Annotated in this window: 23 protein-coding genes; 17 read left to right on the plus strand and 6 right to left on the minus strand. The window is 52.5% G+C overall.

Features of this window, described 5'->3' with window-relative positions:
• Nucleotides 1–38 precede the first annotated feature (38 nt).
• From DPRO_RS18850 to hisA, 10 genes are all read left to right on the plus strand, one after another.
• Nucleotides 39–1304 carry an ABC transporter permease subunit gene (locus DPRO_RS18850; RefSeq protein ID WP_097013467.1) on the plus strand — a complete coding sequence of 422 codons (1266 nt, stop codon included), beginning with the start codon at nt 39–41 and terminating at the stop codon, nt 1302–1304.
• The gene (locus DPRO_RS18855) at nt 1297–2091 is read left to right on the plus strand and encodes an ABC transporter ATP-binding protein (protein ID WP_097013468.1); all 795 of its coding nucleotides are present in this window, start codon (nt 1297–1299) and stop codon (nt 2089–2091) included. Before DPRO_RS18850 ends, DPRO_RS18855 begins: the two co-directional genes overlap by 8 nt.
• A gap of 1 nt (nt 2092) precedes the next feature.
• Complete coding sequence (locus tag DPRO_RS18860; RefSeq protein ID WP_162291211.1) at nt 2093–2800, plus strand: ABC transporter ATP-binding protein; 708 nt, start codon at nt 2093–2095, stop codon at nt 2798–2800.
• 185 nt (nt 2801–2985) lie between these two features.
• A complete protein-coding gene (gene guaB, locus DPRO_RS18865) occupies nt 2986–4440 on the plus strand; it encodes an IMP dehydrogenase (RefSeq protein ID WP_097013469.1) in 1455 nt (484 codons plus the stop codon).
• Between the two features lie 201 nt (nt 4441–4641).
• A complete protein-coding gene (guaA, locus tag DPRO_RS18870) occupies nt 4642–6186 on the plus strand; it encodes a glutamine-hydrolyzing GMP synthase (protein WP_173806824.1) in 1545 nt (514 codons plus the stop codon).
• 30 nt (nt 6187–6216) lie between these two features.
• On the plus strand, nt 6217–6558 hold the full coding sequence (gene tatB, locus DPRO_RS18875; RefSeq protein WP_097013471.1) for a Sec-independent protein translocase protein TatB: 342 nt from the start codon (nt 6217–6219) through the stop codon (nt 6556–6558).
• Between the two features lie 6 nt (nt 6559–6564).
• Nucleotides 6565–7791, plus strand: coding sequence for a twin-arginine translocase subunit TatC (gene tatC / locus DPRO_RS18880; protein WP_097013472.1), 1227 nt, complete (start codon nt 6565–6567; stop codon nt 7789–7791).
• Between the two features lie 114 nt (nt 7792–7905).
• Nucleotides 7906–8490, plus strand: coding sequence for an imidazoleglycerol-phosphate dehydratase HisB (gene hisB / locus DPRO_RS18885; protein ID WP_097013473.1), 585 nt, complete (start codon nt 7906–7908; stop codon nt 8488–8490).
• Complete coding sequence (locus tag DPRO_RS18890; RefSeq protein ID WP_097013474.1) at nt 8490–9140, plus strand: hypothetical protein; 651 nt, start codon at nt 8490–8492, stop codon at nt 9138–9140. Before hisB ends, DPRO_RS18890 begins: the two co-directional genes overlap by 1 nt.
• Nucleotides 9137–9865: a 1-(5-phosphoribosyl)-5-[(5-phosphoribosylamino)methylideneamino]imidazole-4-carboxamide isomerase gene (gene hisA, locus DPRO_RS18895; RefSeq protein WP_097013475.1), complete on the plus strand. Its 729-nt coding sequence runs from the start codon at nt 9137–9139 to the stop codon at nt 9863–9865. Before DPRO_RS18890 ends, hisA begins: the two co-directional genes overlap by 4 nt.
• Before the next feature lie 452 nt (nt 9866–10317).
• Here hisA and DPRO_RS18900 read toward each other — a convergent pair whose 3' ends face one another.
• From DPRO_RS18900 to upp, 4 genes are all read right to left on the minus strand, one after another.
• Nucleotides 10318–11151 carry a mechanosensitive ion channel family protein gene (locus DPRO_RS18900; RefSeq protein WP_097013476.1) on the minus strand — a complete coding sequence of 278 codons (834 nt, stop codon included), beginning with the start codon at nt 11149–11151 and terminating at the stop codon, nt 10318–10320.
• Between the two features lie 80 nt (nt 11152–11231).
• On the minus strand, nt 11232–11987 hold the full coding sequence (locus DPRO_RS18905; protein ID WP_097013477.1) for a glycosyltransferase family 2 protein: 756 nt from the start codon (nt 11985–11987) through the stop codon (nt 11232–11234).
• Nucleotides 11988–12142: 155 nt separating this feature from the next.
• Nucleotides 12143–13495, minus strand: a complete 1353-nt coding sequence (locus DPRO_RS18910; protein WP_097013478.1) for a uracil-xanthine permease family protein — start codon at nt 13493–13495, stop codon at nt 12143–12145.
• A 138-nt stretch (nt 13496–13633) separates the two neighbouring features.
• Nucleotides 13634–14260 carry a uracil phosphoribosyltransferase gene (gene upp, locus DPRO_RS18915; protein ID WP_097013479.1) on the minus strand — a complete coding sequence of 209 codons (627 nt, stop codon included), beginning with the start codon at nt 14258–14260 and terminating at the stop codon, nt 13634–13636.
• 178 nt (nt 14261–14438) lie between these two features.
• Between upp and coaE the strand changes: the two genes are divergently transcribed.
• Together coaE and DPRO_RS18925 are read left to right on the plus strand one after the other, a co-directional pair.
• The gene (gene coaE, locus DPRO_RS18920) at nt 14439–16109 is read left to right on the plus strand and encodes a dephospho-CoA kinase (protein WP_097013480.1); all 1671 of its coding nucleotides are present in this window, start codon (nt 14439–14441) and stop codon (nt 16107–16109) included.
• A complete protein-coding gene (locus DPRO_RS18925) occupies nt 16106–16852 on the plus strand; it encodes a rhomboid family intramembrane serine protease (RefSeq protein WP_097013481.1) in 747 nt (248 codons plus the stop codon). Before coaE ends, DPRO_RS18925 begins: the two co-directional genes overlap by 4 nt.
• Here DPRO_RS18925 and DPRO_RS18930 read toward each other — a convergent pair.
• Together DPRO_RS18930 and DPRO_RS18935 are read right to left on the minus strand one after the other, a co-directional pair.
• Nucleotides 16813–17379 carry an adenylyltransferase/cytidyltransferase family protein gene (locus DPRO_RS18930; protein WP_097013482.1) on the minus strand — a complete coding sequence of 189 codons (567 nt, stop codon included), beginning with the start codon at nt 17377–17379 and terminating at the stop codon, nt 16813–16815. The two genes, DPRO_RS18925 and DPRO_RS18930, sit on opposite strands and share 40 nt — an antisense overlap.
• Nucleotides 17380–18720, minus strand: a complete 1341-nt coding sequence (locus DPRO_RS18935) for an alkaline phosphatase family protein (protein WP_097013483.1) — start codon at nt 18718–18720, stop codon at nt 17380–17382.
• A gap of 134 nt (nt 18721–18854) precedes the next feature.
• Between DPRO_RS18935 and DPRO_RS18940 the strand changes: the two genes are divergently transcribed.
• From DPRO_RS18940 to DPRO_RS18960, 5 genes are all read left to right on the plus strand, one after another.
• Complete coding sequence (locus tag DPRO_RS18940; protein WP_097013484.1) at nt 18855–19466, plus strand: PHP-associated domain-containing protein; 612 nt, start codon at nt 18855–18857, stop codon at nt 19464–19466.
• A 308-nt stretch (nt 19467–19774) separates the two neighbouring features.
• Nucleotides 19775–20752, plus strand: coding sequence for a DnaJ C-terminal domain-containing protein (locus DPRO_RS18945; protein WP_097013485.1), 978 nt, complete (start codon nt 19775–19777; stop codon nt 20750–20752).
• A gap of 12 nt (nt 20753–20764) precedes the next feature.
• Nucleotides 20765–21100: a chaperone modulator CbpM gene (locus DPRO_RS18950; RefSeq protein WP_097013486.1), complete on the plus strand. Its 336-nt coding sequence runs from the start codon at nt 20765–20767 to the stop codon at nt 21098–21100.
• Between the two features lie 33 nt (nt 21101–21133).
• Nucleotides 21134–23731, plus strand: a complete 2598-nt coding sequence (clpB, locus tag DPRO_RS18955; protein ID WP_097013487.1) for an ATP-dependent chaperone ClpB — start codon at nt 21134–21136, stop codon at nt 23729–23731.
• A 188-nt stretch (nt 23732–23919) separates the two neighbouring features.
• Entirely contained in the window at nt 23920–25113 is a 1194-nt protein-coding gene (locus tag DPRO_RS18960) for a multidrug effflux MFS transporter (RefSeq protein ID WP_322788577.1), read from the plus strand.
• Nucleotides 25114–25185 lie beyond the last annotated feature (72 nt).

Below are 25185 nucleotides of genomic sequence, written 5' to 3' on the forward strand. Positions count from 1 at the left end.
CCTGCAAGGAATATATCGTGAGTACTGATAGCAAAACAATGAATCAGGGGTTCCTGCAGTTCTTCCTGACCGCCGGGTGCGATAGTTTCGCCCATGCGGTCGGAAAATCTCTGCTGGTTGCCGCATGGTTCGTTTTCCTCACCTTCCCGATTATGGTGATCAAGGTGAATACCATAGAGCAGACGGTGGTGTGGCGGTGGGAAAACGTCGCTTACATTGCCGTAAGCGTCTTCTTCGGTTCCTTTTTGTGGCGCTGGCTTCTGGCGCGTAAGGAACTGATGAAGGATGCAACGAAAAAAGAATCAAAAGTAGAAGCACTGCTGACTAAGGTCCAGTCCAATACCGTGCTGAAGTTTGTTGCTCTGGGTGCAATTGCACTCATAGCCATAGGCTTTCCGCAAGTCGGTAATCTGTATCAGACAAACATCATGATCTCTTGTCTGGTGTATGTCGTTCTCGGACTGGGGCTGAATATCGTTGTCGGTTTGGCTGGCTTGCTCGACTTGGGCTATGTGGCTTTTTATGCCGTCGGTGCGTACGCGTACGCACTGTGCAACATGCACTGGGATATCGGTTTCTGGTACATGTTGCCCATCGGGGCCGTGCTTGGAGCCATCCTGGGCATCATTCTTGGTTTTCCCGTACTTCGACTGCGCGGTGACTACCTTGCCATCGTCACTCTCGGTTTTGGAGAGATCATTCGATTGGTCCTTGAAAACTGGGGCGAAGTGACCATGGGGCCTTCCGGTATTTCCGGTATTGATCGTCCTGAATTCTTCGGAATGGACCTTGGCGTGATCGGATCAACGACCTACATGTATTACATCATGATCGGGCTGCTTGTTTTGACCATCTTCTGCGTCAACAGGTTGCAACATTCTCGTATCGGGCGAGCGTGGCTCGCTCTCAGGGAAGATGAAATAGCCTGCCAGGCGATGGGAATCGACAAGATGAAGACCAAGCTCATGGCATTTGCTCTTGGAGCAACATGGGCAGGTATGGCTGGTGTCGTTTTTGCGGCCAAGACCACCTTCATCAACCCGGCATCATTCACCTTCTGGGAATCTGCCATCATTCTGTCCATCGTCGTTATCGGTGGTATGGGCTCCATTCGCGGGGTTATCGCCGGCGCAATCATTCTGATTCTTGTTCCGGAATTCCTTCGTGATTTTGCAGAGTTCAGAATGCTGCTGTTCGGTGCGATCATGGTTCTGGTCATGGTGTTCCGACCACAGGGCCTGATCAGCGCCAAGCGCAAGATCTACGAGTACAAAGCTAATACTGCGAGTGCGGCAAATGAGTAATCCAGTCTTAAATGTCAACGCCGTGAGCAAGGACTTCGGGGGTATTCGTGCCCTGGATGAAGTCGATCTCGTGGTTAATGATAAAGAAATCGTGGCCCTTATCGGGCCGAACGGTGCAGGGAAGACCACGTTCTTCAACTGCATTACAGGTATATATACGCCGACATCCGGTGATGTTCTCATTGACCCAGAGGCTAATGGGAATACTAATCGGATCAATGGCAAGAAACCGAATATCGTTACCGAACTGGGCATGGCGCGGACATTCCAGAATATCCGACTGTTCCCGTCCATGACGGCTTTGGAAAACGTGATGATCGGTACTCACTGCAGAACCAAATCTTCTGTATGGGGAGCCATATCGCGCAACAAGAGAACGAGAAACGAAGAGCAGGCTGTAATCCAGCGAAGCTATGAACTGCTGGAGTTGGTCGGTCTTGGCAAGTACGTCAATGAACTCGCTTCCAATATAGCTTACGGTAAACAGCGTCGTCTTGAAATCGCACGAGCTCTCGCCACTGATCCATTTTTGCTGCTGCTGGATGAGCCTGCTGCAGGTATGAATCCGCAGGAGACCTTGGATCTTGAGAAACTCATTGTTGATATCCGCGAGCAATTCAATATCTCCATTATGCTGATTGAGCATGATATGAAAATGGTCATGTCCATGTCTGATCGCATTTATGTATTGGATTATGGTCGAATGATTGCCGAGGGAACACCGCAGGAAATTGCGGAAAACCCGGATGTCATCAAGGCCTACCTTGGGGAGGGTGATGATGAGTAGAATCCTGGAACTCACGAAGGTCAATAGTTTCTACGGCAACATTCAGGCGTTGTACGATGTTGATCTGCATATTGATACTGGCGAAATCATTACCCTGATCGGCGCTAATGGCGCGGGAAAGTCTACAACCCTCATGACCGTGTGTGGTGTGGTTCAGGCTCGTAGCGGAAGTGTCGAATACCAGGGATTGGATATCACCAAGGAATCGCCCAACAAGATTGTTGGCCAGGGAATCTGTCAGGTTCCCGAAGGTCGGTTGATCTTTCCTGAACTGACGGTTCAGGAAAATCTCGATATGGGCGCATTCATGCGTAATGATAAAAGTGGTATCGCTCGCGACCTCGAATATAGTTATGATCTCTTCCCCATCCTGGCCGAGCGGCGCAGGCAGCCTGGCGGTAACTTGTCAGGTGGTGAACAGCAGATGTTGGCCATTGCCCGGGCGCTTATGGCAAGGCCGAAGTTGCTGCTTCTGGACGAACCGTCCATGGGGCTGGCTCCTTTGGTTGTTCGGCAGATCTTCGATATCATTCAGAAAGTCAACAGGGAGGCCGGCACCACGATATTCCTCGTGGAGCAGAACGCCAACCTCGCTCTGAAAATTGGGCATCGAGGATATGTCATGGAAAACGGGCGAATAGTGCTCACTGACACCTGCGACAAGCTCTTGGCAGATGAGCAGGTTAAAAAGGCCTACTTGGGCCTCTAATGAAAGCACAAGGCCGGACGGAAACGTCCGGCCTTCTTCTTAGGGGTGTTGTTTAGGGGTAGACGATTGGCGAATAGTCGCTTACAAGGCACCACCCAGATGCTAAAGGACAGCGTGATATATAATCGAATCGCGCTGAGTGATCCTATATAGATGTACGAACCTAAACGCTCCGGAGGAAAGATATGAGCAAAATTCTTGATAAGGCACTGACGTTCGACGACGTTCTGTTGTTGCCGGGATACTCCAATGTATTGCCCGATTCGGTGGATGTTTCCACTTATCTGACGCCACAGATCAAGCTGAATATACCGCTCATATCCGCAGCCATGGATACGGTTACCGAATCGCGCATGGCAATTTCCATGGCACGATATGGCGGAGCTGGTGTTATTCACAAAAACATGTCCGTACGTGAACAGGCCCGCGAAATTGATCGCGTTAAAAAGTCTGAGTCCGGCATGATTTCCGATCCGATTACGGTCCACCCTGATGACGATCTGGCCAAGGTGAAATCCATCATGGCCGAGTACCGTATTTCCGGTCTGCCTGTTGTTAAGGGCGATCACCTTGTCGGCATCATCACCAACAGGGACATCCGCTTTGTGCAGGATGACAATTCTCTTGTTTCTGAGTTGATGACAAGCCGTGATCTGGTGAGCGTTCCTGAGGGAATCGACACCGGTGAGGCCAAGCGCAAGCTGCATCAGCACCGGATCGAAAAACTGCTCGTCGTTGATGAAGACAATCGACTGAAAGGGTTGATTACCATCAAGGATATCAACAAACACAAGAAATATCCTGATGCAGTCAAAGACTCCCTGGGTCGCCTTTTGTGCGGAGCTGCCATCGGCGTTGGTAACGACTGCCTGAGCAGAGCTGAAGCACTTCTGCATGCCGGGGTTGACTTCCTGGTTCTGGATTCCGCCCATGGGCATTCCGAGAATATTCTCAAATCCGCTCGTGATCTGCGCGCTGCCTTCCCGCAGGTGCAGTTGATCGGTGGCAACATCGCTACCTATGAAGGTGCCAAGGCTCTCATCGAAGCCGGAGTTGATACCGTCAAGGTCGGTATCGGACCTGGTTCCATCTGCACCACCCGTATTGTGGCTGGTGTCGGCGTCCCGCAGATCACCGCTGTAATGGAAGCCAACCGCGCCGCTCGCGAAGCAGACAAATGCATCATCGCCGATGGTGGTATTAAATACTCCGGTGATGTGGTTAAGGCTCTCAGTGTAGGGGCAAATTCCTGCATGATGGGATCTGTTTTGGCCGGAACCGAGGAATCTCCGGGTGAAACTATCTTGTACCAAGGCAGAACCTACAAGCAATACCGCGGCATGGGCTCCATCGACGCCATGAAGAAGGGCAGCTCTGACCGTTACTTCCAGGAAAAATCCAAGAAGCTCGTTCCCGAAGGTATTGTCGGGCGTGTTCCTTACCGTGGTAAAGTGGGAGAATCCATTTACCAGTTCATGGGCGGTCTGCGCTCTGGAATGGGGTACACCGGTTCTTCCTCTATTGATGAGCTTTACGAAAAAAGTCAGCTTGTGCAGATTTCTCCGGCTGGCCTTCGTGAGTCTCATGTCCACGATGTCACCATCACCAAAGAATCTCCCAACTACCGGGGAGACGCGTAAGTTGTTATTGCGAGGGGGACCGCTTGGCGGTCCTCCTCGTTCATTCCAGCCAGTGGAAAGTTCACTGGTGTCGGAACGAACATAAAGGTAGAGTATTTCCTTTCGGGCTACTTGTCTGGTATGTAATCGGACGTGGCCTATTCGTCTTTATGGCCCTATTTGTTCTTTTCATTTTGGACTTTGTGAATTAGAGACAATATCATGCATGACAATAGAGTACTCATTTTAGATTTTGGCAGTCAGTTCACCCAGCTCATCGCACGTCGCGTGCGTGAAGCAGGCGTGTATTCCGAAATTCACCCCTGTAATGTCGACCCCGAACGGGTCAAGGCGTTCAAACCGTCCGCGTTGATCTTGTCCGGCGGCCCGTCCAGTGTTCTGGAAGGCGGCTGTCCTGACCTCAACATGGACTATCTTGAGATGGGTGTTCCGGTTCTCGGCATCTGCTACGGAATGCAGCTCCTGGCACACAAGCTCGGAGGCAAAGTGGTAGCATCCACTGATCGGGAATACGGACGTGCGCAGTTCTCTGCGCAAAACGACTGCGTGTTGTTTGACGGCATTGAGAACAAAGAGGACCTCACGGTCTGGATGTCTCATGGTGACCGCGTGGAGGGCTTGCCTGAAGGGTTCGTCCCCATGGGTAAAACCGACTCCATCGAGTTCGGCGCCATGGGTAACCCGGAAAAGAAAATGTACGCGTTGCAGTTTCATCCGGAAGTTGCTCACACCGTCAGCGGCGATACCATTATTCAGAACTTTCTTTTCAAGGTTGCCGGCCTGGAGCCTTCCTGGTCCATGGCATCCTTTGTTGATTCCTGCATTGAAGACCTGAAGAAGCAGGTCGGCGATGACAAGGTCGTGCTTGGCCTTTCCGGCGGAATCGACTCAACCGTGGCTGCGGTACTGCTGCACAAGGCCATCGGTAAGAATCTGCATTGTATTTTTGTTGATAACGGCTTGCTCCGCATGGGCGAAAAAGAAGAAGTTATCGGATTCCTTGCTGAACACTTCGATCTGAACGTCAAGTTCGTGGGTGCTGCCCAGGAGTTTCTCGATGACCTCAAGGGCGTCGAAGATCCTGAGAGGAAGCGCAAACTTATCGGCTACAAATTCATCGAAGTCTTTGACCGGGAAGCCAAGGCCATTGATGGCGTGAAGTTCCTCGGACAGGGTACCTTGTATCCTGACGTGATCGAGTCCGAATCATTCAAAGGCCCCTCCGCAGTAATCAAGTCCCACCACAACGTAGGTGGCCTGCCGGAAAAGATGAATCTCAAGCTGGTGGAACCCCTGCGCGAACTGTTCAAGGACGAGGTTCGCAGAGCAGCCTATGAGCTTGGTTTGCCCGAGCATATCATCTGGCGTCAGCCTTTCCCCGGCCCGGGGCTTTCCATCCGCATTATCGGCGAAGTAACCGAAGAGCGTCTGGAAATTCTGCGACTTGCAGACAAGATCGTTCAAAATGAAATGGTTGCCTCTGACTGGTACCGTAAGGTATGGCAGGGCTTTGCCGTGTTGTTGCCCCTCAAAACTGTTGGAGTCATGGGCGACGATCGTACTTACGAGAACGTTATTGCCCTTCGTGTTGTGGACTCCCTGGATGCCATGACCGCTGACTGGTCCAGACTGCCGAGTGAACTGCTCGCTCGTATGTCCAACCGGATCATCAACGAGGTGAAAGGTGTTAACCGCGTGGTTTTGGATATTTCGTCCAAGCCGCCGAGCACCATTGAGTGGGAATAAGCTTGAACTCCTTCTGAAAGGATAAGTGATATGTTTGGAATAGGCGGACCGGAACTGTTGATCATCTGCGTGGTTGCGCTGATTGTTATCGGACCTCAGAAGCTGCCGGAGATGCTCAGGTCCTTGGGCAAAGGCGTGGCTGAGTTTAAGCGAGTAGGCAACGACGTCAAATCCACATTGGATGACGAGGTCAGCAAGGCCGAAGCTGAAGCGCGTAAACGTGAAGTCGATCAGGAAATGGCAAAGCGGAAGGCTGAGAAAGAGGCTGCCGCAGCCTCAACTCCTGAAGATGAGCCAGCCGGAAATGACGTGGATGAAACCAAGGCCCAAGCGCCCAAGGAATCTACTGAGACCGCTAACGACAAGGCCTAGATTCGCATGAGTGCAAAAGACGATGTGAAGAAGGTCGACGGTGAAGAGCCGGTCGACGTGGTAGAGAATTCCTCAAGTGATGACCCTTCACTTGAAGAGGACGATCAGGCAGTAGCGACAGAATCCGAGTTGGCAGAAGCCGAGACCGCACTCAGTGAGTCAGGTGGCGGTGACGGGGCAGAGCCTCCGGCCAATTCCGGGGATGCTGACGGGTATCCCGACACCGACGATGAAGGTGATGAAGAAGAGGTGGAAGAGGAAGGCAATATGTCGCTCCTCGACCATCTTGCCGAACTCCGTATTCGGTTGACGCGCAGCTTTATTGCTGTGGCTGTCGGTATGGTTGCCTGTTACGGCTTTGCCGACAAAATGTTCAACATCCTCATGGAACCGATGATCAAGGTGTTTCAGGATCGGATGGCGGACAAGCCCATGTTGCCTGTTGGATTCTTTGATGACTTGCGCCAGGCTTTGGGGCAGGTTCTCGCTGAAAAAGGATTCCAGCATAGCGAGCAGGTCGACCTTTTTGTCAATGCGCTCCAACAGTCGCTGATGCAAGTGGCCCAGGAAGGGCACTTTCAGTACACGTATCCGGCAGAAGCCTTTTTCTCGCATATCAAGATTGCCATCGTGGCCGGACTGTTTTTAGTCAGTCCGTATGTTTTTGCTCAGATTTGGGGATTCATTGCGCCAGGGCTCTACGCACATGAGCGCAAGTGGATGATACCCATGGCCATCATTTCGGCGTTGTTTTTTACTGCCGGTGCCATGTTCGGTTATTTCATCGTCTTCCCATATGGTTTCGAGTTCTTTGCCAGCTTCTCGACGGACGGTATTCAGTTCACTCCGAAGCTTAATGAGTATCTGAGTTTCTGTTTGAAGCTACTATTCGCTTTCGGGTTTGTTTTTGAACTGCCCCTGTTTATATTCTTCCTGGCAAGAATGGGGATGGTTTCTTCCTCTGGCCTGCGCAAAAAGCGCAAGTATGCTATCCTGATCGGATTTGTCATGGCGGCAATACTCACACCGCCGGATCCGTTTACCCAGTGCCTTATGGCCGGGCCGCTGATCATCTTGTATGAGGTCGGCATTTGGGTGGCTTATTTCTTTGGCAAGAAGGAAGAAAGACACCTTCAACGCCAGGCTGAAGAAGAGGCGGCCAGACAGGCTGAGATGGATGCCGCAGCCGAAGAAGGTGAAGAGGAATCCGAGCCGGAAGCCAAAAAGGCATAATGTCAATTATCCGGGCAGGAAAGCTGAAAGGCTGTTTCTGCCCGGTTTTCTTTTCTAGAGATTTGCTATACAGTCGCCATCAAAGAATAATCGATTATTGAAAGGAGTCGGGCCATGGTGCGCCAAGCTACGGTGGAACGGACCACGAATGAAACGGACATAAAACTTACTCTGACACTGGAAGGCGAAGGCAACGTCAACGTTGATACCGGTGTTGGGTTTGCTGATCACATGCTGACCCTGTGTGCTTTCTGGGCTGGCTTTGATCTTGATCTTTCATGCAAGGGCGACCTGCATATTGATAGTCATCATACGTTGGAAGATGTTGGCTTATGTCTTGGACAGGCGCTTGGTGAAGCCTTGGGCGACAAGAAGGGCATTGTTCGTGTGGCCTCGGCAAAAGTCCCCATGGACGAAGCCATGGCCGAAGTCATTGTTGATATTTCCGGACGCCCTTACATCGTGTATGAAGACTCACTATTGCCGGATATCATAGCCGGTGACGAGAAAGACATCTGGCGTGAGTTCCTCAAGTCGTTTGCTTTCAAGGCGGGGATGAATCTGCATGTGAACTATGCATATGGACTGAACGGCCACCATTTGCTTGAGGCAGCATTCAAGGCGCTTGGAATAGCGCTTGCCCAGGCTGTTCAGGTAGGTCGTAAAGGGGTGTCCAGCACCAAAGGGAGTCTTGATTGATGCGCCGTATTATCTCTTATGCACTTATAGCAGCTTTTTGTCTGTCCCTGCTCATCATGGGCGGTTGCGGGAAATCTCGAACTGCAGCCGTTCCGCGTCCTGAAGGTACGCTTGGGGTGGCTGGTTTCACCAACCCCATCTACAATTGGCAAATTCTTGCTGGTTATCTTCAGGAAGAGGGCAACCCTGCGCCCGATGGGACTGTGGAAACCCTTGATCAACTGCTGTTGAACACGTTGCATAAGCATCAGGTGTTTGATTTTGTAACTCCGCTCGCCGTCGAGCAGTGTGAGAAAGTTGTCGTTTTTGAAGAAGATGGGATGCCCAAGGTTTCTGCGATCAAGTATTGGCTTGAAGTCGGGAAATGCGCGCAGGTTGACTTTTTGCTGGTACCCCAGATTACCTATTGGCGTGAACGTGTCGGTGGCGAGGGCGGGGTTCAGACTCCGGCCGCTATCGGTTTGGATTTTTATTTGATTGATGTGAAGAACGAGGCCATTAAGCGGGCTCGTTATGAAGAAGAACAGGTCTCCCTGCTCGAAAATCTCTTTACGGCCCGCAAATTTGCTGACCGTGACGGGAAGTGGGTGACCGCTAGCCGTTTGGCCTCCGAAGGCATCGAAGAAAAATTAATGGAACTTGGATTATGATTCTTTTCCCTGCAGTAGATATTAAAAATGGTGAATGCGTCCGGCTTGCACAGGGCAAGGAGGATCAGGTCACGGTATTTGGTTCTGATCCCGTTGCTCAGGCCAGACATTGGGCCAATCTTGGTGCCCGCTATCTCCATGTAGTTGATCTGGATGGTGCTTTTTCCGGTGTGCCGCGCAATTTCGATCTCATCAAGACGATCTGTACTGAAATCGATATTCCTGTCCAGTTGGGCGGCGGAATTCGTGATATCGCGACCGCTGAAAAATATATTGAAGCGGGTGTGCATCGGTTGATCATCGGAACCATGGCCCTTGAAGATCCTGATCTTTTTTCCGAGCTGTGCAAGGCTCTTCCTGGTCGAATTGGTGTTTCGCTGGATGCAGTGGACGGGAAATTGAAGACAAAAGGGTGGGTTGAAGACGCCGGATTGATGATCGAAGACGTCCTGCCTCGCCTTGAGAAAGATGGCATCCGGTTTATCGTTTACACGGATATTTCCCGTGACGGCATGCAGACGGGCGTGAATGTTCTTGGTCTGGAAGCTCTGTGCGCCAAAACCTCTATTCCGGTCATCGCGGCCGGTGGTGTCCACACCATGGACGACATCAAGAATCTCTACCCCCTGTCCAAAAAAGGGTTGGAGGGTGCGATCTCCGGGCGTGCAATTTATGTAGGCACCCTTGATGTCAAGGAAGCCAACGACTGGATTGACGCTCAGTAGCCATCACAATCATAGATTACCCGAAAGTCCCGCCATCAGTTTGATGGCGGGGCTTTCTTTTATGGGGAACCAGGGAGAGGTGAGGTACTATGTAGAAATTTTGTTGTTCGTGGGTTTGCGTATTGAAGCAAGGTGGATTTGAATGAGCATATTACTCCCTTGCTCACACCGGAATCGAACCCTGCAGAGCCAACATTTACTCGCTTTAATCTCACTAGATTGATCTCTGCCAGCACTACAGAGAGCGCAACTGGTGTTGGAGTGCGTTCTTCTCTGTGGTTGGTAGCGAGTATTCATGTGCGTCTTATGACATGCATGAGTCACTAATAAGTGTCGGGAGAGTCGAGATTGGGAAACAAAGAAGTTGGAGCTATGAATTTATCGACGCAGCATAACTCAATGCGAGGGGGAGAAATGAAAAAGGGGAGCTGCTGGGCAACTCCCCTTTTGGACTATTTTTCGGTCTGGTAGATGTGCACATCGCGTTGTGGATACGGGATGCTGATACCTTCCTGATCAAACAGGAGCTTGACCCGTTCGGTAATGGCAAAATACACGCCCCAGTAGTCGCTTGTTTTGACCCACGGACGAACAGCGAAGTTGACGGAGGAGTCTCCCAGTTCGAGAACTTCAACTACGGGTGCCGGTTCATTGAGTATTCGTGGTTCTTCAGAGCAAATCTTTACAAGCAGTTCTTTGGCCTTGAGCAGGTCATCGTCATAACCGATTCCCATCACCAGGTCGACACGGCGAGTATCATTTGCCGTCACGTTGACAATGGTGTTGGAGAGGACCGACGAGTTGGGAACGACGACAATGCGGTTATCAGGCGTGGTCAATATGGTGTTGAAGATATTGACGGCAGTGACAGTGCCGGATTCGCCGGCAACAGTTACATAATCTCCCTTCTTGAAAAACTTCAGGAGGATGAGCATGACACCGGCTGCGAAATTCGACAGGGAGTCTTTCAGGGCAAGACCGACTGCGAGGCCTGCGGCACCAAGTACAGCGAGGAACGAGGTGACGTTGAGCCCAGCCTGTCCGAGAGCGGCAATGACAACGGCCGCCAGCATGACATAGTAGGCGATGTTTTTGAGAAATGTGAGCAGCGTTTGTTCAACATTGCCCTTGATCAGTACGCGCTGAAGTACGCCGGTGATGCTTTTGGCGATCATGCGACCAACGACGAATATGAGAAGGGCCAAAAGGATATTCAGGCCGTGTACCGATGCGAGCGTGATGCCTTTTTCTATCAACTGTTGGATGGTATCCGGATCAAGGTTCATAGTGCCTCCCTGGGTGGTTTATCAATACGGTAGTTCATAGCACGGTCTCAAAGGTTGAGGGAAGAGCGATTATGCGGAGCTTACTCCCCCCATTTTTTTGTCTCTTCCACGCGAATGTATTTTTGAAACGTGTAGAAAAATCCTGCCACTGCATTATAGAACCCGGCCTTGCCATCAAGAAGCCCAGCCTTCAGGAAGTAGATTTTTATGAATTTCATCCACCCATGCAGCAACGCACGTGTTAATCCGCCTTTACGCCCCTTGGCTCGAAGGTCTTCAGCACCCACTTCTGCATAATAATTGATCTTTGTGATGTGCTCCATGAATGATTCATAGGTGTAATGCATGATGTCACCCGTGAGCTTTTCGCTTTTCCCCGTGGGGGCGAAATGTTGATGCGGCCCTGAAGCGGTTATCTTTACTTGGCCATTCCTGAATACCCGGTAGAGATAGTCGGGGTACCAGCCGGAATGCTTCATGAATCTGTCGAAGTAGAAGGAACTGCGCGGTACGTAGTAACCGGAAACAGGCTCATTGGCTGAAAGCTTTTTGATGATATTGTCGCGCAGTTCGTCAGAAAGGTACTCGTCCTGATCAATGCATACCAGCCAGTCGTTTTTGATTTGGGGCAGGACAAAGGCATATTGTTTTACAGGACCGGGCCAGGGGTTGACCAAAACCCGTGCGCCGTGTTTTTCCGCTATCTCAACCGTGCTGTCAGTCGATCCGGAATCCACAACGATGATCTCATCGCAAAAGTCCAACGACTGAAGACATTTATCCAGTATCCTTTCACCATTATATGTCAGGACCAAGCCGGTCGCTGTTTCTCGCATAATTACATCTCCTTGATCGGGAAGTATGGTAACCAGTTCATGACGTTCGGTCTATTGAAAGATTGGCTAACATGAGCTCTGAGCAGGAGAAGCAGAGATAAAAAAAGGCCTCCCGTAAACGGGAGGCCTGATTGTTGGTAGTGAGACAGAGCTGTTTATTCGATTCCGGCTTCCACTTCTTCAGGGAGCGGGTCGTTGCAGTCTTTGCAAGGGAGGATGAGGTTCAGCACCACACCCACGATACCGGCCAGGCCGATACCGCCCAGCTTGACAATAACCAGATCGAAGTTCATGCCGCCAATACCGAAGACAAGGATGATAGCGACGATGGCCAGGTTGCGGGGCAGCATGAGGTCATTGCCTGCGCGGACCAGCGTATTGATGCCGATAACCGTGATGGCACCGAAGAGGAGGATCATGATGCCGCCCATGACCGGAACCGGGATGGTGCTCAGGAATGCGCCGACTTTGCCGAAGAAGGCAAGTCCGATGGCAGTGATGGCTGCCCATGTCATGATGGCGGGGTTGAAGGAGCGGGTCAGTGCCACTGCACCGGAAACTTCCGAATACGTGGTGTTCGGAGGGCCACCTAACATGGCAGCCAGCGATGTGGCGATGCCATCACCGAGCATGGTGTTCTGGATGCCCGGATCCTTTACGTAATCCTTTTTGGAGATGCTGCTGATGGCAAGCACGTCGCCGAAGTGTTCAATGGCCGGTGCAAGAGCAATGGGCACAATGAACAGAATTGCTTCAAGATTCCAGGTCGGGAAGGTGAAGTTCGGGATGGCGAGAATGGGTGCTTCAGCTATAGCTCCAAAACTGATCAGAGCCGGGGCGGTCCAGTTCTGCAACTGGCCCGGATCAAAAGAGGCCTGCATGGAAGCAGTGATGCCCGTAGCGTCAAGGACGATGGAAGAAACGTAACCGGCGGTGATACCGAGAAGAATGGGAACCAGTTTGAACCATCCCTTGCCAAGCAGGGAGGTCATGACTGTGGTTACCAGAGAAATACCAGCGATGATCATGGCGGTGTCATTGGGCACTAGCCAGGCAGAACCATCACCGGTTCGACCCATGGCCATGTGAACCGCAGCCGGAGCCAGGATAAGGCCGATGACCATGATGACCGGACCCGTTACCACGGGGGGTAGCACACGACGAAGCATGCCGGAGCCGTAGATGCGAATGAGAAAACTCAAAATAATGTACAGCACGCCAGCACCGACCAGACCACACATGGTGGAAGGAATGCCCCATGTCTGCACCCCGTAAATGATGGGTGCGATGAAGGCAAAGCTGGATGCCAGAAATACGGGTACTTTGCCTCGTGTGATCACCTGAAACGCCAAAGTACCGGCGCCGGCGGTGAACAGGGCCACATTGGGATCCAGTCCCGTCAGCAGCGGGACCAAAACCAATGCGCCAAATGCTACGAACAGCATTTGCGCCCCAAGCAGGGCGTCTTTCAGTTTAAAGTTATACTCAGTGGAATGAATCTCACTCATGCTAACCAACTCCTCTTCTGTTTTGACGACATCCCCCAACCGCACCAGGTTTCGCGGGAGGAGGATGTTTCGTAGTCGGCCACGTGGCCTGCGTAAATGCCCCCAAAAAAAGGCACGCTGTGAAGCGTGCCTTGCAACCTACTTGGTTCCGAATATCTTATCCCCCGCGTCTCCGAGACCGGGGATGATGTAGCCGATGTCGTTGAGTCTCTCATCGATAGCGGCAACGTAGATTTCAATATCCGGGTGTTTGCTCAATATCCTTTCAACGCCCTCTGGAGCAGCACAGAGGAACAGTCCCTTGATGGATTTGCAACCGGACTCCTTAAGGAGTTCGATGGTTGCTTCCAGCGTGCCGCCGGTAGCGAGCATGGGATCGAGGATAAGTGCAGTTCGCTCTTCCATCTGGCTGGCGAGCTTTACATAGTACTGAACCGGCTGCAGAGTCTCTTCGTCGCGGTAAAAGCCGACAACGGAAGCCTTGGCGCCGGGGATCATGTCGAATACGCCGTCCATCATGCCGAGACCGGCACGAAGGATGGGAACGACAGTTACTTTTTTTCCTTTGATGGAATCGACTTCCACATCTCCGGCCCAGCCCTGAACGGTTGTTTTTTCCGTTTCAAAGTCTTTGGTTGCTTCGTAGGTCAGCAGTCGAGTGATCTCGTTTGCCAACTGTCTGAAACGGCTGGTGGAAATGTCGCTTTTACGTAAGATGCCGATTTTATGGCGGATAAGCGGGTGGTCAACCACGTGTAATGCCACAGGTCTATCCCTCCTGGGAAAATTGTTGAAGCGTGTATTAATGAAGTATGTTTCAATTGCGTAAACTTCCCTTTTCTATTCTTATGACCGGTTCCGGTCAAGGATGAATTTTCACAATCAGCCATTCGCGCCCAATTTGAAATTTACTTTCCAATGATTCCCGGTATATCCTCCGCGGATGGATAATAAAAACACAGGCAGATGGGAACGAACCGTTTCCGCACAGGATATTGGTACGCGGCTCGACAAGTTTTGGGCACGTGAACTGGCGGAGACAGGCGTTTCCAGAGGCAAAGTCAAAAGCTGGATTGAATCAGGGCTGGCCACGGTCAATGGTGAAGTCGTTGACAAGGGCAAATATAAACTGGCCGGGTTCGACACGCTTGAGATCGGTGAGCTGCAGTCTTCAGGAGAAGATACTGCAGAAGCCATCCCCGGTGATCTGAAGATAGTATATGAAGATGACAATATAGTGGTTGTGGATAAAGCCGCCGGTGTCACCACGCATCCCGCACCGGGTGAACCGGATGCAACACTGGTCAATTATCTGCTTCACAGTTACCCGGATATGGCGTCGGCAGAATCCGGCATGGATGGTCAGCGCCCGGGAATAGTGCATCGACTGGACAAGGATACATCGGGTCTCATTGTCGTGGCGCGAAACGAAGCTGGCCGCCTTCGACTGTCTGCAGATTTTGCAGAGCGGAGTGTGGACAAGGTCTACTTGGCCGTGGTTCATGGCCGTCCCAAGAAAGCCGAAGGGGGTATTGATGCTCCCATCGGGCGGCACCCCACTCGCAAGACCCGTATGGCCGTGGTCGAAAAAGGGGGCCGAGAGGCGCGTAGCGATTATCGCGTCCTCTGGACCGGACCGCGAGGGCTGGCAAGTCTGGTCGCAGTCCGAATTCATACGGGCAGAACTCATCAGATTCGTGTGCATATGGCTCATATCGGACACCCTCTGGTGGGAGATGCCACCTATGGTTCACAGGAAGATGCGGTCTGGAAGCGACGCGACGACAAACTGGCTCAACTCGGGCCACGACAAATGCTCCATGCATTTCATATTTCTTTCACCCATCCACAGACGAAAGAACGGCTGACCTTCTGGCAAACACCGCCTGAAGATATTCTGTCGCTCCTCCAGGGGCTGTATCGTGAATGCCTCCGTGTGGGGATTGTCGGGATGCCGGGTTCAGGAAAGTCGACGGTGGTCAATTCTCTGCGGAAACAAGCGCATCCGACATTCAGCGCCGATGAATCCGTGGCGAAACTCTACGAAGCCGGAGGCGATGGGGCTGACATGATTGCCCAGCGCTTTGGCAACCAGTTCAGCCACGAAGACGGCAGCGTTGACAAGGCAAAGCTCTTTTCGGCCATGTGTGATTCTGAGAATCTGCGTCGGGAAGTCATGGACATGGTCCATCCCATGGTTCGACATGAGTGCGAACTGTTCTTCCGGGCGCACCGTGACACTTCGGTAGCGTATGCCGAAGTGCCTTTGCTACTGGAAGGGGGGTGGCACAAGACCGGCCAGGTCGATGTGGTTGCAGGTGTTCGTTGCCCAGAGGAAATGCGTACAGGCGACCTGCGGCGTCAACGAGGTCTGTCGCGTGAAATGCTGGCCGTATTCGATTCATGGCAGTGGCCCGAGCAGGATAAGCTCGCGGCATGTGATATGGTCGTGGAAAATAGCGGCTCACTGGAAGACCTTGAACAGGAAACGCGCCGTTTGCACGAGTGGGCGACAGCACGCTTTACCGAGCGCAATGCCGAATTTGCCAAGTGGCTCGATGAACTGTGGCCTCGGTTGGCCCAGGAATTTGCAGGGGAGGGAGACAAGGCATGATTCCACTTCGGGACAATGTGCCGCGTGTGACCATGCCTGTTGCAGTCATGGCGATCATCGCGATCAATGTCCTTGCATTCATGTACAGCAAATCACTCGATTTTCGGGAGATGGTCTACCTGTATCATCTTTTTGGGGTCGTCCCCGCTCGATTCTTTGAGCCCGAGTGGGCTCTCTGGGCCGGATATCCGCAGACCATCGGCTGGCCTTTTGTCACGTACATGTTTTTGCACAGTGGATGGATGCACATCATCCTGAACATGTGGATGTTGTGGTTGTTTGGTGACAACATCGAGGATGTCACCGGCCATTGGCAGTTTGTGGTTTTTTATCTGACGTGCGGATTGGCTGCCGTGGCCCTGCACATGGTATTCGAGCAGGCATCCTCCCTGCCGATCATCGGGGCATCCGGCGCAGTTGGCGGTGTGATGGGTGCCTATGTCATGCTGTATCCGCATGGGCGTGTGCTGACCCTGGTTCCGATCATCATCATACCGCTGATACTCAGGGTGCCGTCCTACCTCTTTCTTGGAATATGGTTTTTGTCACAGGTGGTGTCGGGGTTGATGTCGTCAAAAATGCAGGCGGCAAGCGGCGTTGCCTGGTGGGCGCATGTTGGTGGTTTTCTGGCAGGGATGATTCTCATCCATCTGTTTCGACGTCCTGGTCATTGCCGGTACTGTTTCAATCCGACAACAGCGGACTACGAGCCGGAAGAGTTGGAAGAAGACAATCGTTTCTGAAGATTCCACGCTTCCACGAGTTCTGCTACCGCCGGAGGGACCATGGATTGCCAGTCGCGGTCATCTCGTATGGCCTGGCGAACGTCGGTCCCTGAAATGCCTTTTTCGGATGGGGACCGTTCCCACATGACGTGCGTTTTCAAACCGAGGTCACGGAGCCGCTGCTCTTTTTCTCGTCCCCAGTCATCATATATAGTCAGGTAGTATATAGCATCGGCTGGCGCAGTCTCCCGGAGCAGGTCCGGCTTGCATATGGGAAACGGGACCACGGAGTACTCGTGATCCCGCAAACCGACTTCATTGAAAGCTGCAACGATCATCGCCTTTCGTTCTTCAAAGGTCAGCGGATTGTTCATCGGTTCAGAGCGTTCCGGGTTGGATGCCTCTTCGTCGATGGTGTCCGGCGTCGGATTGGTGATGCCGACAATCAGGTGGTCGCATAACCGTTTTCCGGCCATCAGGTACTTTAGATGGTCATTGTGCAGTACCTGAAATCTTCCGTGTATGAAGCCGATGGGGTGTTGCATTTATTCGTCTTCTTTTTCTTCTTCCCGTGGCTGAATGATGAACGGATCGTAATCTCCAGGCCAGAATTCCTGTGCCAGGGGCGAGTCGTGGATGCCAGCCAAACGGGCCCGGTCGAGATAGTTGAGTATCATGTGCATGATCTCGTCCTGTCTCAGGCAGCTCAACGCGCCAGCACTCGTGCTCACCTCGTCGAATTTGTCGATGGTGTCGCGACGCACGCCTTCACCCACAAACATGACCGGCACCGGTTCACCGGAGTGAATCAGCTTGCCGCTGCTGGGTGTGGAGTGGTCAGCAGTGACTACCAGAAGGACATCATCGTCGTACAGAAGTGGCTCAATGGCCTGGCTCAATCCTTTGTCCAACGATTCGATCGCACGCACTTTGCCTTTGGGGCTTTTGGTGTGCGCTGCCTGATCCGGGGCCTTGGTGTGAACATGGATGAACTCGTAGTCCTCCAGTCTGGTGGCGGCATATTCGAGGCGCTTGGCAATATCCTTGCCCGGATCGCGGGTGTCGCGCACCTTGTGGAAATCCATGCCGAGGAATTTCGCCATACCGCCATACATGTGGCCGCTGGCTATGGACAACGCCCGCATGCCGTACCTGTTCCCCATGGATACGCGAGGGCACATGCGGCCAGCACGCTGGGTCACGATGCCGTTGATCGGCGGAAGTGTTTGGCGAACGCGCAACTTGTTCTGTTCCACGGCGCTCAGGCGGTGGTAGGCCCAGGAGATGTAGTCCGTCAGCACTCTGGCTGTTCTGATGGCATCCGGGTCGTCACGGTGTGTTGCAAGCGGTCTGACCGCGGAAACGAAGCGGCCATCGACCATCGGGTTGGAGTCGGTGATGTAGGGTGATACGTCACCGTGCATGGTCAGCACACTGAACATGCCGCCGGTTTTATGCAGGCGAATGGTTATACCATCCTTTTCATAATGATCGGCAGCGGCATACAGGGCATCGATCTCGTCGGGAGTGCCACAAATGCGGTCGTATTTGAGAACAAGATAGTTCTCCAGAGTGGTCAGTACGCTGGTGAAGTGGGCCAGCATGGCGATATCGCCATCTTCCAACTCCACGTCAGCGCCGATGGCTTCGAGCACGCCGCGGCCGGGAAATTCACTTTTCGGGCTGCCGAACATGGCAAAATGTGCGTTTTCACTGGGTAGGGGTTGGCCGAGTTTGCCTGCATGGTACAAACCGGTGGATCCCATTGCTGCCAGGCGGTCGAGGCATGGTGTTTCAGCAGCCTGGAGTGGTGTCTGATTGTTGAGAAGTGCGTGCGCCCGGTCTCCCAGGCCATCAAGTAGTATAAGGACACAAGTCTTAGGCACGTCAGTCTCCCAGCTCGGCGCAACGAATGTCGCGCTGTTTTTTTAAACGATCTAGTATTGAGGTTGTCAATCGAATGCATAGTGTTTACATATACTGTTAACGGCTGTCACAATCAGGAGGAAAGCCCGTCACCATGCTTATCGATACCCATGTTCATTCCGATGTCTCGGATTGCAGTAGTATGCCCGTAACTCAGATCCTTGCCAATGCCCGTGCGTTGGGTCTGGATGGTGTCTGCATTACGGACCACGATTCCACCGATGTTCTGGCACAAATCGACGAAGGTTTCCAGTCCGATGGATTGCTCGTCCTGGTTGGGATGGAGTATACCACGCCCCAGGGTGATTTTCTGGTGTATGGCGATGTTGAGTCACTGCACCCCGGCATGGCGGCTGGTGCACTCATTGATCATGTTAATAGCATGGGTGGAGCCATCGTGGCCGCGCATCCTTATAGAGGATGGCGTCCCTCTGATCCTTCCACCATTATTACGCATCCTCCTACAGCGGTCGAAGTGGTGAATGGCCGCAATACCGAGGCGGAAGACACTCTGGCCGAAGCCCTGGCAGCCAAGCATGGATTCGTCCGGGTGTCCGGCTCTGATGCTCATTCACTTGATGAACTTGGCCGTTTCCCGATCCGGTTTACTCGCTCCATCTCCTGTCGCAACGACCTTGTGGAGGCACTACGCAGTGGACATTGCGCCCCGGGAGTCGGTCGTCTGGCCTTTGAGTCTGTTTCCTGACGCGTATTATCCTTTTTCGATACCATATGATGAAGCACCTTTTCGGAGGTGCTTTTGTTTTTGGGTTCTACAATGATAGTATGCGTTTCAGCCTCGAATTCGAGGAGAGAAGACACAGCCGACAAAAGCGTATATAAAGACAAAGTCTGGTAGTGAATGCCTGAAAGCTGCACGTTTTGGGCCTGTGGAAAAGTCTGTGGAAAAAGTTGCGCTAAATTGTTTTTGACATCTTGACAGTTTGATCAGGCTTCTTACCATTACACTCGGATTCAATAAAATTTCGTCGTTGATAAAGGAACGTACACTCAATGGAATACAAAGATTATTACAAGCTGCTCGGTGTTTCTCGGTCTGCATCAAAGGATGAGATCGCCAAGGCGTTCAAGAAGCTCGCGCGCAAGTATCACCCTGATCTCAATCCCAACGACAGTGTGGCCGAGACCAAGTTCAAGGAAATTAATGAAGCGTACGAGGTCCTGAAGGACGAGAAGAAACGCAAAATGTATGATCAGTTCGGTTCCAACTGGGAGCATGGACAGAACTTCCAGCCGCCGCCCGGATACGACAACGTCAATTTTGGAGGAGGCGGTTTCTCCCAGGGTGGCTTCTCGGACTTTTTCGAGACGATCTTTGGTGGTGCAGGTGGAGCCGGATTCAGAAGTGGTTTTTCGCAGGGTGGATACCAGCAGGGCGGATTCGGTGGCGGTGGCTACCAACAACGCCCCAGACGGGGAGCCGATTCCGAGGCTTCGTATGAGCTGTCTTTGGAGGAAGCATACCGTGGCGGGACTAAGTCCATCACCCTGCAGGAGCAGGTGAGCGGACCGGAAGGCATCCCTCGCATGACCACCAAGACCCTTGAGGTCAACGTGCCTGCGGGGATCAAGGACGGACAGAAAATCAGGTTGTCCGGTCAGGGTAATCCCGGTATGGCCGGCGGCTCCAAAGGTGATTTGTACCTGAAGATCAAGCTGATGCCGCACCCCATGTTTAAAGTGAAAGACACGGATGTGGTGCTTGATCTGCCTCTTGCCCCTTGGGAGGCGACCCTTGGAACAACGGCCAGAATCCCGACGCTGGACGGTGCCGTTGAGATGAAGATTCCCCCTGGAATCGGTTCCGGCAAGCGACTTCGCATCAAGGGTAAAGGGCTTGGTAGTGGAGCCAAAAAAGGCGACCAATATGTTCGGATCATGATCCAGGCACCGGATATTTTATCGAATGAAGAGCGTGAATTGTGGGAAAAGTTGCAGGAAGTATCAACCTTCAAGCCGAGAGAGTTTTAAAAAGAGGGTAGCATGACGACCAGACGACTCAGGGAAATGATGATGCAACTGCCCGGTCTCAACTTGCCGGAGCCTTCCGACTATGTTGCTTGGGCGCAATTGGTGGAATTGACATCCATACAACCGGGAGAAGTAGCAGAGCTGATCGAGCTGGGCTGGATCAGTCCGAAAAAGACCAGCGCCGATGAATACCTGTTTCGTTTGCGCGATGTGTACCGAATCCACAAACTCATGCGGCTCGTCAACGATCTCGACATGTCGTTCAACAGCGGCTCCATTGTTGTTGATCTGCTGGACAGGGTCGAAGAGCTCGAACAGGAAGTGGAAGAGCTTAAGCGCTTGGTTTAATTTTTTATAATAATCGCTTAAGGAGGTTCATTAATGGATCCCAATACTTTCACCAAAAAAACGCAGGATGCCGTTTCCGAAGCCCAGAGCATGGCTATTCGGAATGGGCATCAGCAAATAGACTGTGAACATCTGCTGCACGCCCTTGTGACGCAGGAGCAGGGACTTGTCCCGCAAATCCTGCGCAAGCTGGGTGTTGCCGCCGACGCATACCTTGGTGCCGTGGACGCGGAAATCACCAAGATTCCCAAAGTCTCCGGGCCGGGCGCACGTCCTGATCAGATTCTGGTAACCCAGCGTCTGCAAAAGGTGCTTGTGGCTGCCGGTGATCAATCCAAGCGCATGAAGGATGAGTTTGTCTCTGTTGAGCACGTTTTCCTGGCGCTCATGGACGAGCCGTCTTCCACAGGCGTAGGGCGGGTCAACAAGCAGTTCAACATCGACAAGGACAAGGTCCTGGCTGTGTTGAACGAGGTGCGCGGCAAGCAGCGTGTGACATCTGACAACCCGGAAGCCACCTATGATTCGCTCAAGAAATACGGGCGTGATCTGGTGGAGGAGGCGAGGTCGGGCAAGCTCGATCCGGTCATCGGCCGGGATTCGGAGATACGTCGTGTCATTCGCATCCTGTCGAGGCGCACAAAGAACAACCCGGTGCTCATCGGTGAGGCCGGTGTTGGTAAGACTGCCATTGCCGAAGGACTGGCCCAGCGCATTGTTGCCGAGGACGTGCCCGAAGGTTTGAAGGAAAAGACCGTATTCAGCCTCGATATGAGCGCACTCATTGCGGGTGCCAAGTATCGCGGTGAGTTTGAGGAACGCCTCAAGGCGGTACTCAAGGAGGTGCAGGAGTCTGCCGGACAGATCATCATGTTCATTGATGAGCTGCACACCATTGTTGGTGCAGGCAAGACCGACGGCGCAATGGATGCGGGTAACATCCTTAAGCCCATGCTGGCCCGTGGAGAACTGCACTGCATTGGTGCGACAACCACGGATGAGTATCGTAAATATATTGAAAAGGACCCGGCACTGGAACGGCGTTTCCAGACGGTCTCAGTGGATGAACCCACTGTGGAAGATACCATATCGATCCTTCGCGGTTTGCGTGAACGATTCGAGGTGCACCACGGTGTGCGGATTTCCGATGGTGCCGTTGTGGAAGCCGCCGTCCTGTCGAACCGATACATCACGGATCGTCAACTGCCGGACAAGGCCATCGACCTCATTGATGAGGCCGCGGCCCTGATTCGGACGGAGATCGACTCGCAGCCGTATGAACTGGATAAGGTCAACCGCCAGATCATGCAGCTTGAAATTGAGCGCGAAGCACTCAAGCGTGAGACGGATGATGCCTCCAAGGAGCGACTCCATAAGCTGGAAGTCGACCTGGGAGACTTCAAGGAGAAGCAGGCTGCATTGCTTGCCCAGTGGGAAAACGAGAAATCCGGTATCGAACGCTTGCGTTCGCTCAAGGAGGAAATCGAATCCACCCGTCGTGAGATAGAGGAAGCCAAGCGGGTGCATGATTACAACCGTGCGGCCGAGTTGGAATACGGTACGCTTGCGACACTGGAAAAAGATCTGAATGAACGAAACGCGGCCTTTGAGTCCGGCGATACGCCTCGCATGGTCAAGGAAGAGGTTGGTCCCGATGATGTGGCGCAGGTTATTGCCCGCTGGACCGGCATTCCCGTCTCCAGACTGCTGGAAGGCGAAAGGGAAAAGCTCCTACGTCTGGCCGATGTGCTCCATGAGCGGGTTATCGGGCAGGATGCAGCGGTTCAGGCTGTAGCCGATGCAGTGCTGCGCGCCCGTGCCGGTCTGAAAGACCCCTCGCGTCCCATTGGCTCGTTCATTTTCCTCGGGCCTACGGGCGTGGGTAAGACGGAGCTGTGCAAGACACTTGCTTCAGCGCTCTTTGATTCGAAGGATAACATGATCCGCCTCGACATGTCGGAGTACATGGAGAAGCATACGGTGGCCCGGCTCATCGGTGCGCCTCCCGGCTATGTCGGCTATGATGAGGGCGGTCAGTTGACGGAAGCGGTTCGCCGCAAGCCGTACTCGGTGGTGTTGTTTGATGAGATAGAGAAGGCGCACCATGACGTGTTCAACGTCCTGTTGCAGATTCTTGACGACGGGCGTCTGACGGATTCCCACGGGCGTACCGTTGACTTCAAGAACACTATCGTCATCATGACATCCAACCTGGGTGCGGAATACATGCTGGATGGCATCGATAACTCAGGCGAGTTCATGGAAGGTGTGGAGGATAAAGTGCGGGATGTCCTGCGCAGACACTTCCGCCCCGAGTTCCTTAACCGCGTGGATGCCACCGTGCTGTTCCGACCGCTTCTGAAGGATCAGCTGATCCAGATTATCGATCTGCTTTTGGCCGGACTCAGTTCAAGGCTGGCGGATCGGAAGATAGAGTTGATTTTGACAGACGGTGCTAAGCGTTTCATCGCCGATGGTGCGTATGATCCGAACTTTGGTGCTCGACCGTTGCATCGCTATCTCCAGTCTCACCTTGAGACGCCGTTGGCCAGGAAGCTGATCGGTGGAGAGCTAATGGACGGCGACACCGTGACTGTGGATGAGAAAGGTGGCGAACTCGTTTTCGAGTAATGCTACTATGTGTAAATGCAAAGAGGTGTCCGGTAATTACCGGGCACCTCTTTTTTTGTTCTATGGGAGAGCTTTTCCCGTGGATTGAAAATTAATTTTTAAAGGAAATAGTTAAGGATTCCAAAAGTTGTTTTTGATTCAGCAAAAGGGCGTGACTTGGGAAAAAAAGAACGCTTGACTTTGTTCCTATGCAGGCAGACCTTGAATGCTTCACTCATACCATTCAAGGATTTTTCGTGCCCAATCTGATTCTACTTTCATTATTGGCGGCGTTTCCGCCGTTGTCGACTGACATGTATCTCCCTGCAATTCCTACTTTGCAAATGACGTGGGGGATTTCGCTGGCCCAGGCCAATCTGTCGCTTGTCATTTTCTTTGTTGCTTTTAGCGTCTGTCTGCTCATTCACGGTCCATTATCCGATCGGTTTGGACGCCGTCCTGTTCTGATGGCCGGAATCATCACCTTCATAGTTGGTAGCGGACTTTGTGCGATGGCAGATTCTATTACCATTCTGATTCTGGCTCGTGTGGTCCAGGCTGCTGGCGCTGCGGGTGCTTCCGCCCTTGCCCTGGCACTGACCAAAGATCTCTATGATGGCGTCCAAAGACAGAAGATGCTCGGTTATATTGGCGTCATCATGGCCTTTTGTCCCATGCTGGCACCGACGCTTGGTGGATTGTTGCTCAAGGTCGGCTCCTGGAGGATGATTTTCGTCTTGCAGGGTGTACTCGCACTGGCGGCACTTTACGGAACCATTCGGCTCAAGGAACCGTTGGAGGAGTTTACCTCCGGTGGATTGCTGTCTGTGGCCGGGCGGTATTTGACCGTTTTGAAAAACCGCAATTACATCATTTACGCCATGGCGTTCGCTGTTGTCGTTCTGCCGCACTTCGCCTTTATCGGCGGCTCTCCGGCCATCTATATTACCGGTCTCGGATTGTCTGAGCAGACATATGGTATTTATTTCGGACTGAATGCTCTCGGATTTATGCTTGGTTCACTGACGTGTACGCGGTTGTCCGGGGTGTATAAGCCCGTCCATATGCTCATTGGTGCCTTGATAACAATGCTGCTGGCTGGAAGCGTTCTTATGTATCTGGGCGGAGAAACGCCGCTGAGTGTCATGATCCCCATGTTCTTCATAACATACGCCGTTGGTGTGTCCCGGCCCATCAGTAACAACCTGATTCTGGATCAGGTGGAGACTGATATCGGTGCCGCCTCGGCTCTCATGACGTTTTTGATTTTCATGGTGGGTGCTTTTTCCATGGAAATAATCGCTCTGGATCTGGGGAAAAAGATTTACGTCCTTGGCGTTCTGGCGTTTATAGGCGCACTCATCCCACTTGTGTCGTTGCTTGGAGTTCGTAAGAAAGCATAGGATGCATCCGAGGAAAGAAACCTTTCACGATGAAAAATATGAAGCCCAGCCTGTCTGAAGTCGATCAGACAG

The sequence above is a fragment of the Pseudodesulfovibrio profundus genome, from assembly GCF_900217235.1.
Lineage (GTDB): Bacteria > Desulfobacterota > Desulfovibrionia > Desulfovibrionales > Desulfovibrionaceae > Pseudodesulfovibrio > Pseudodesulfovibrio profundus.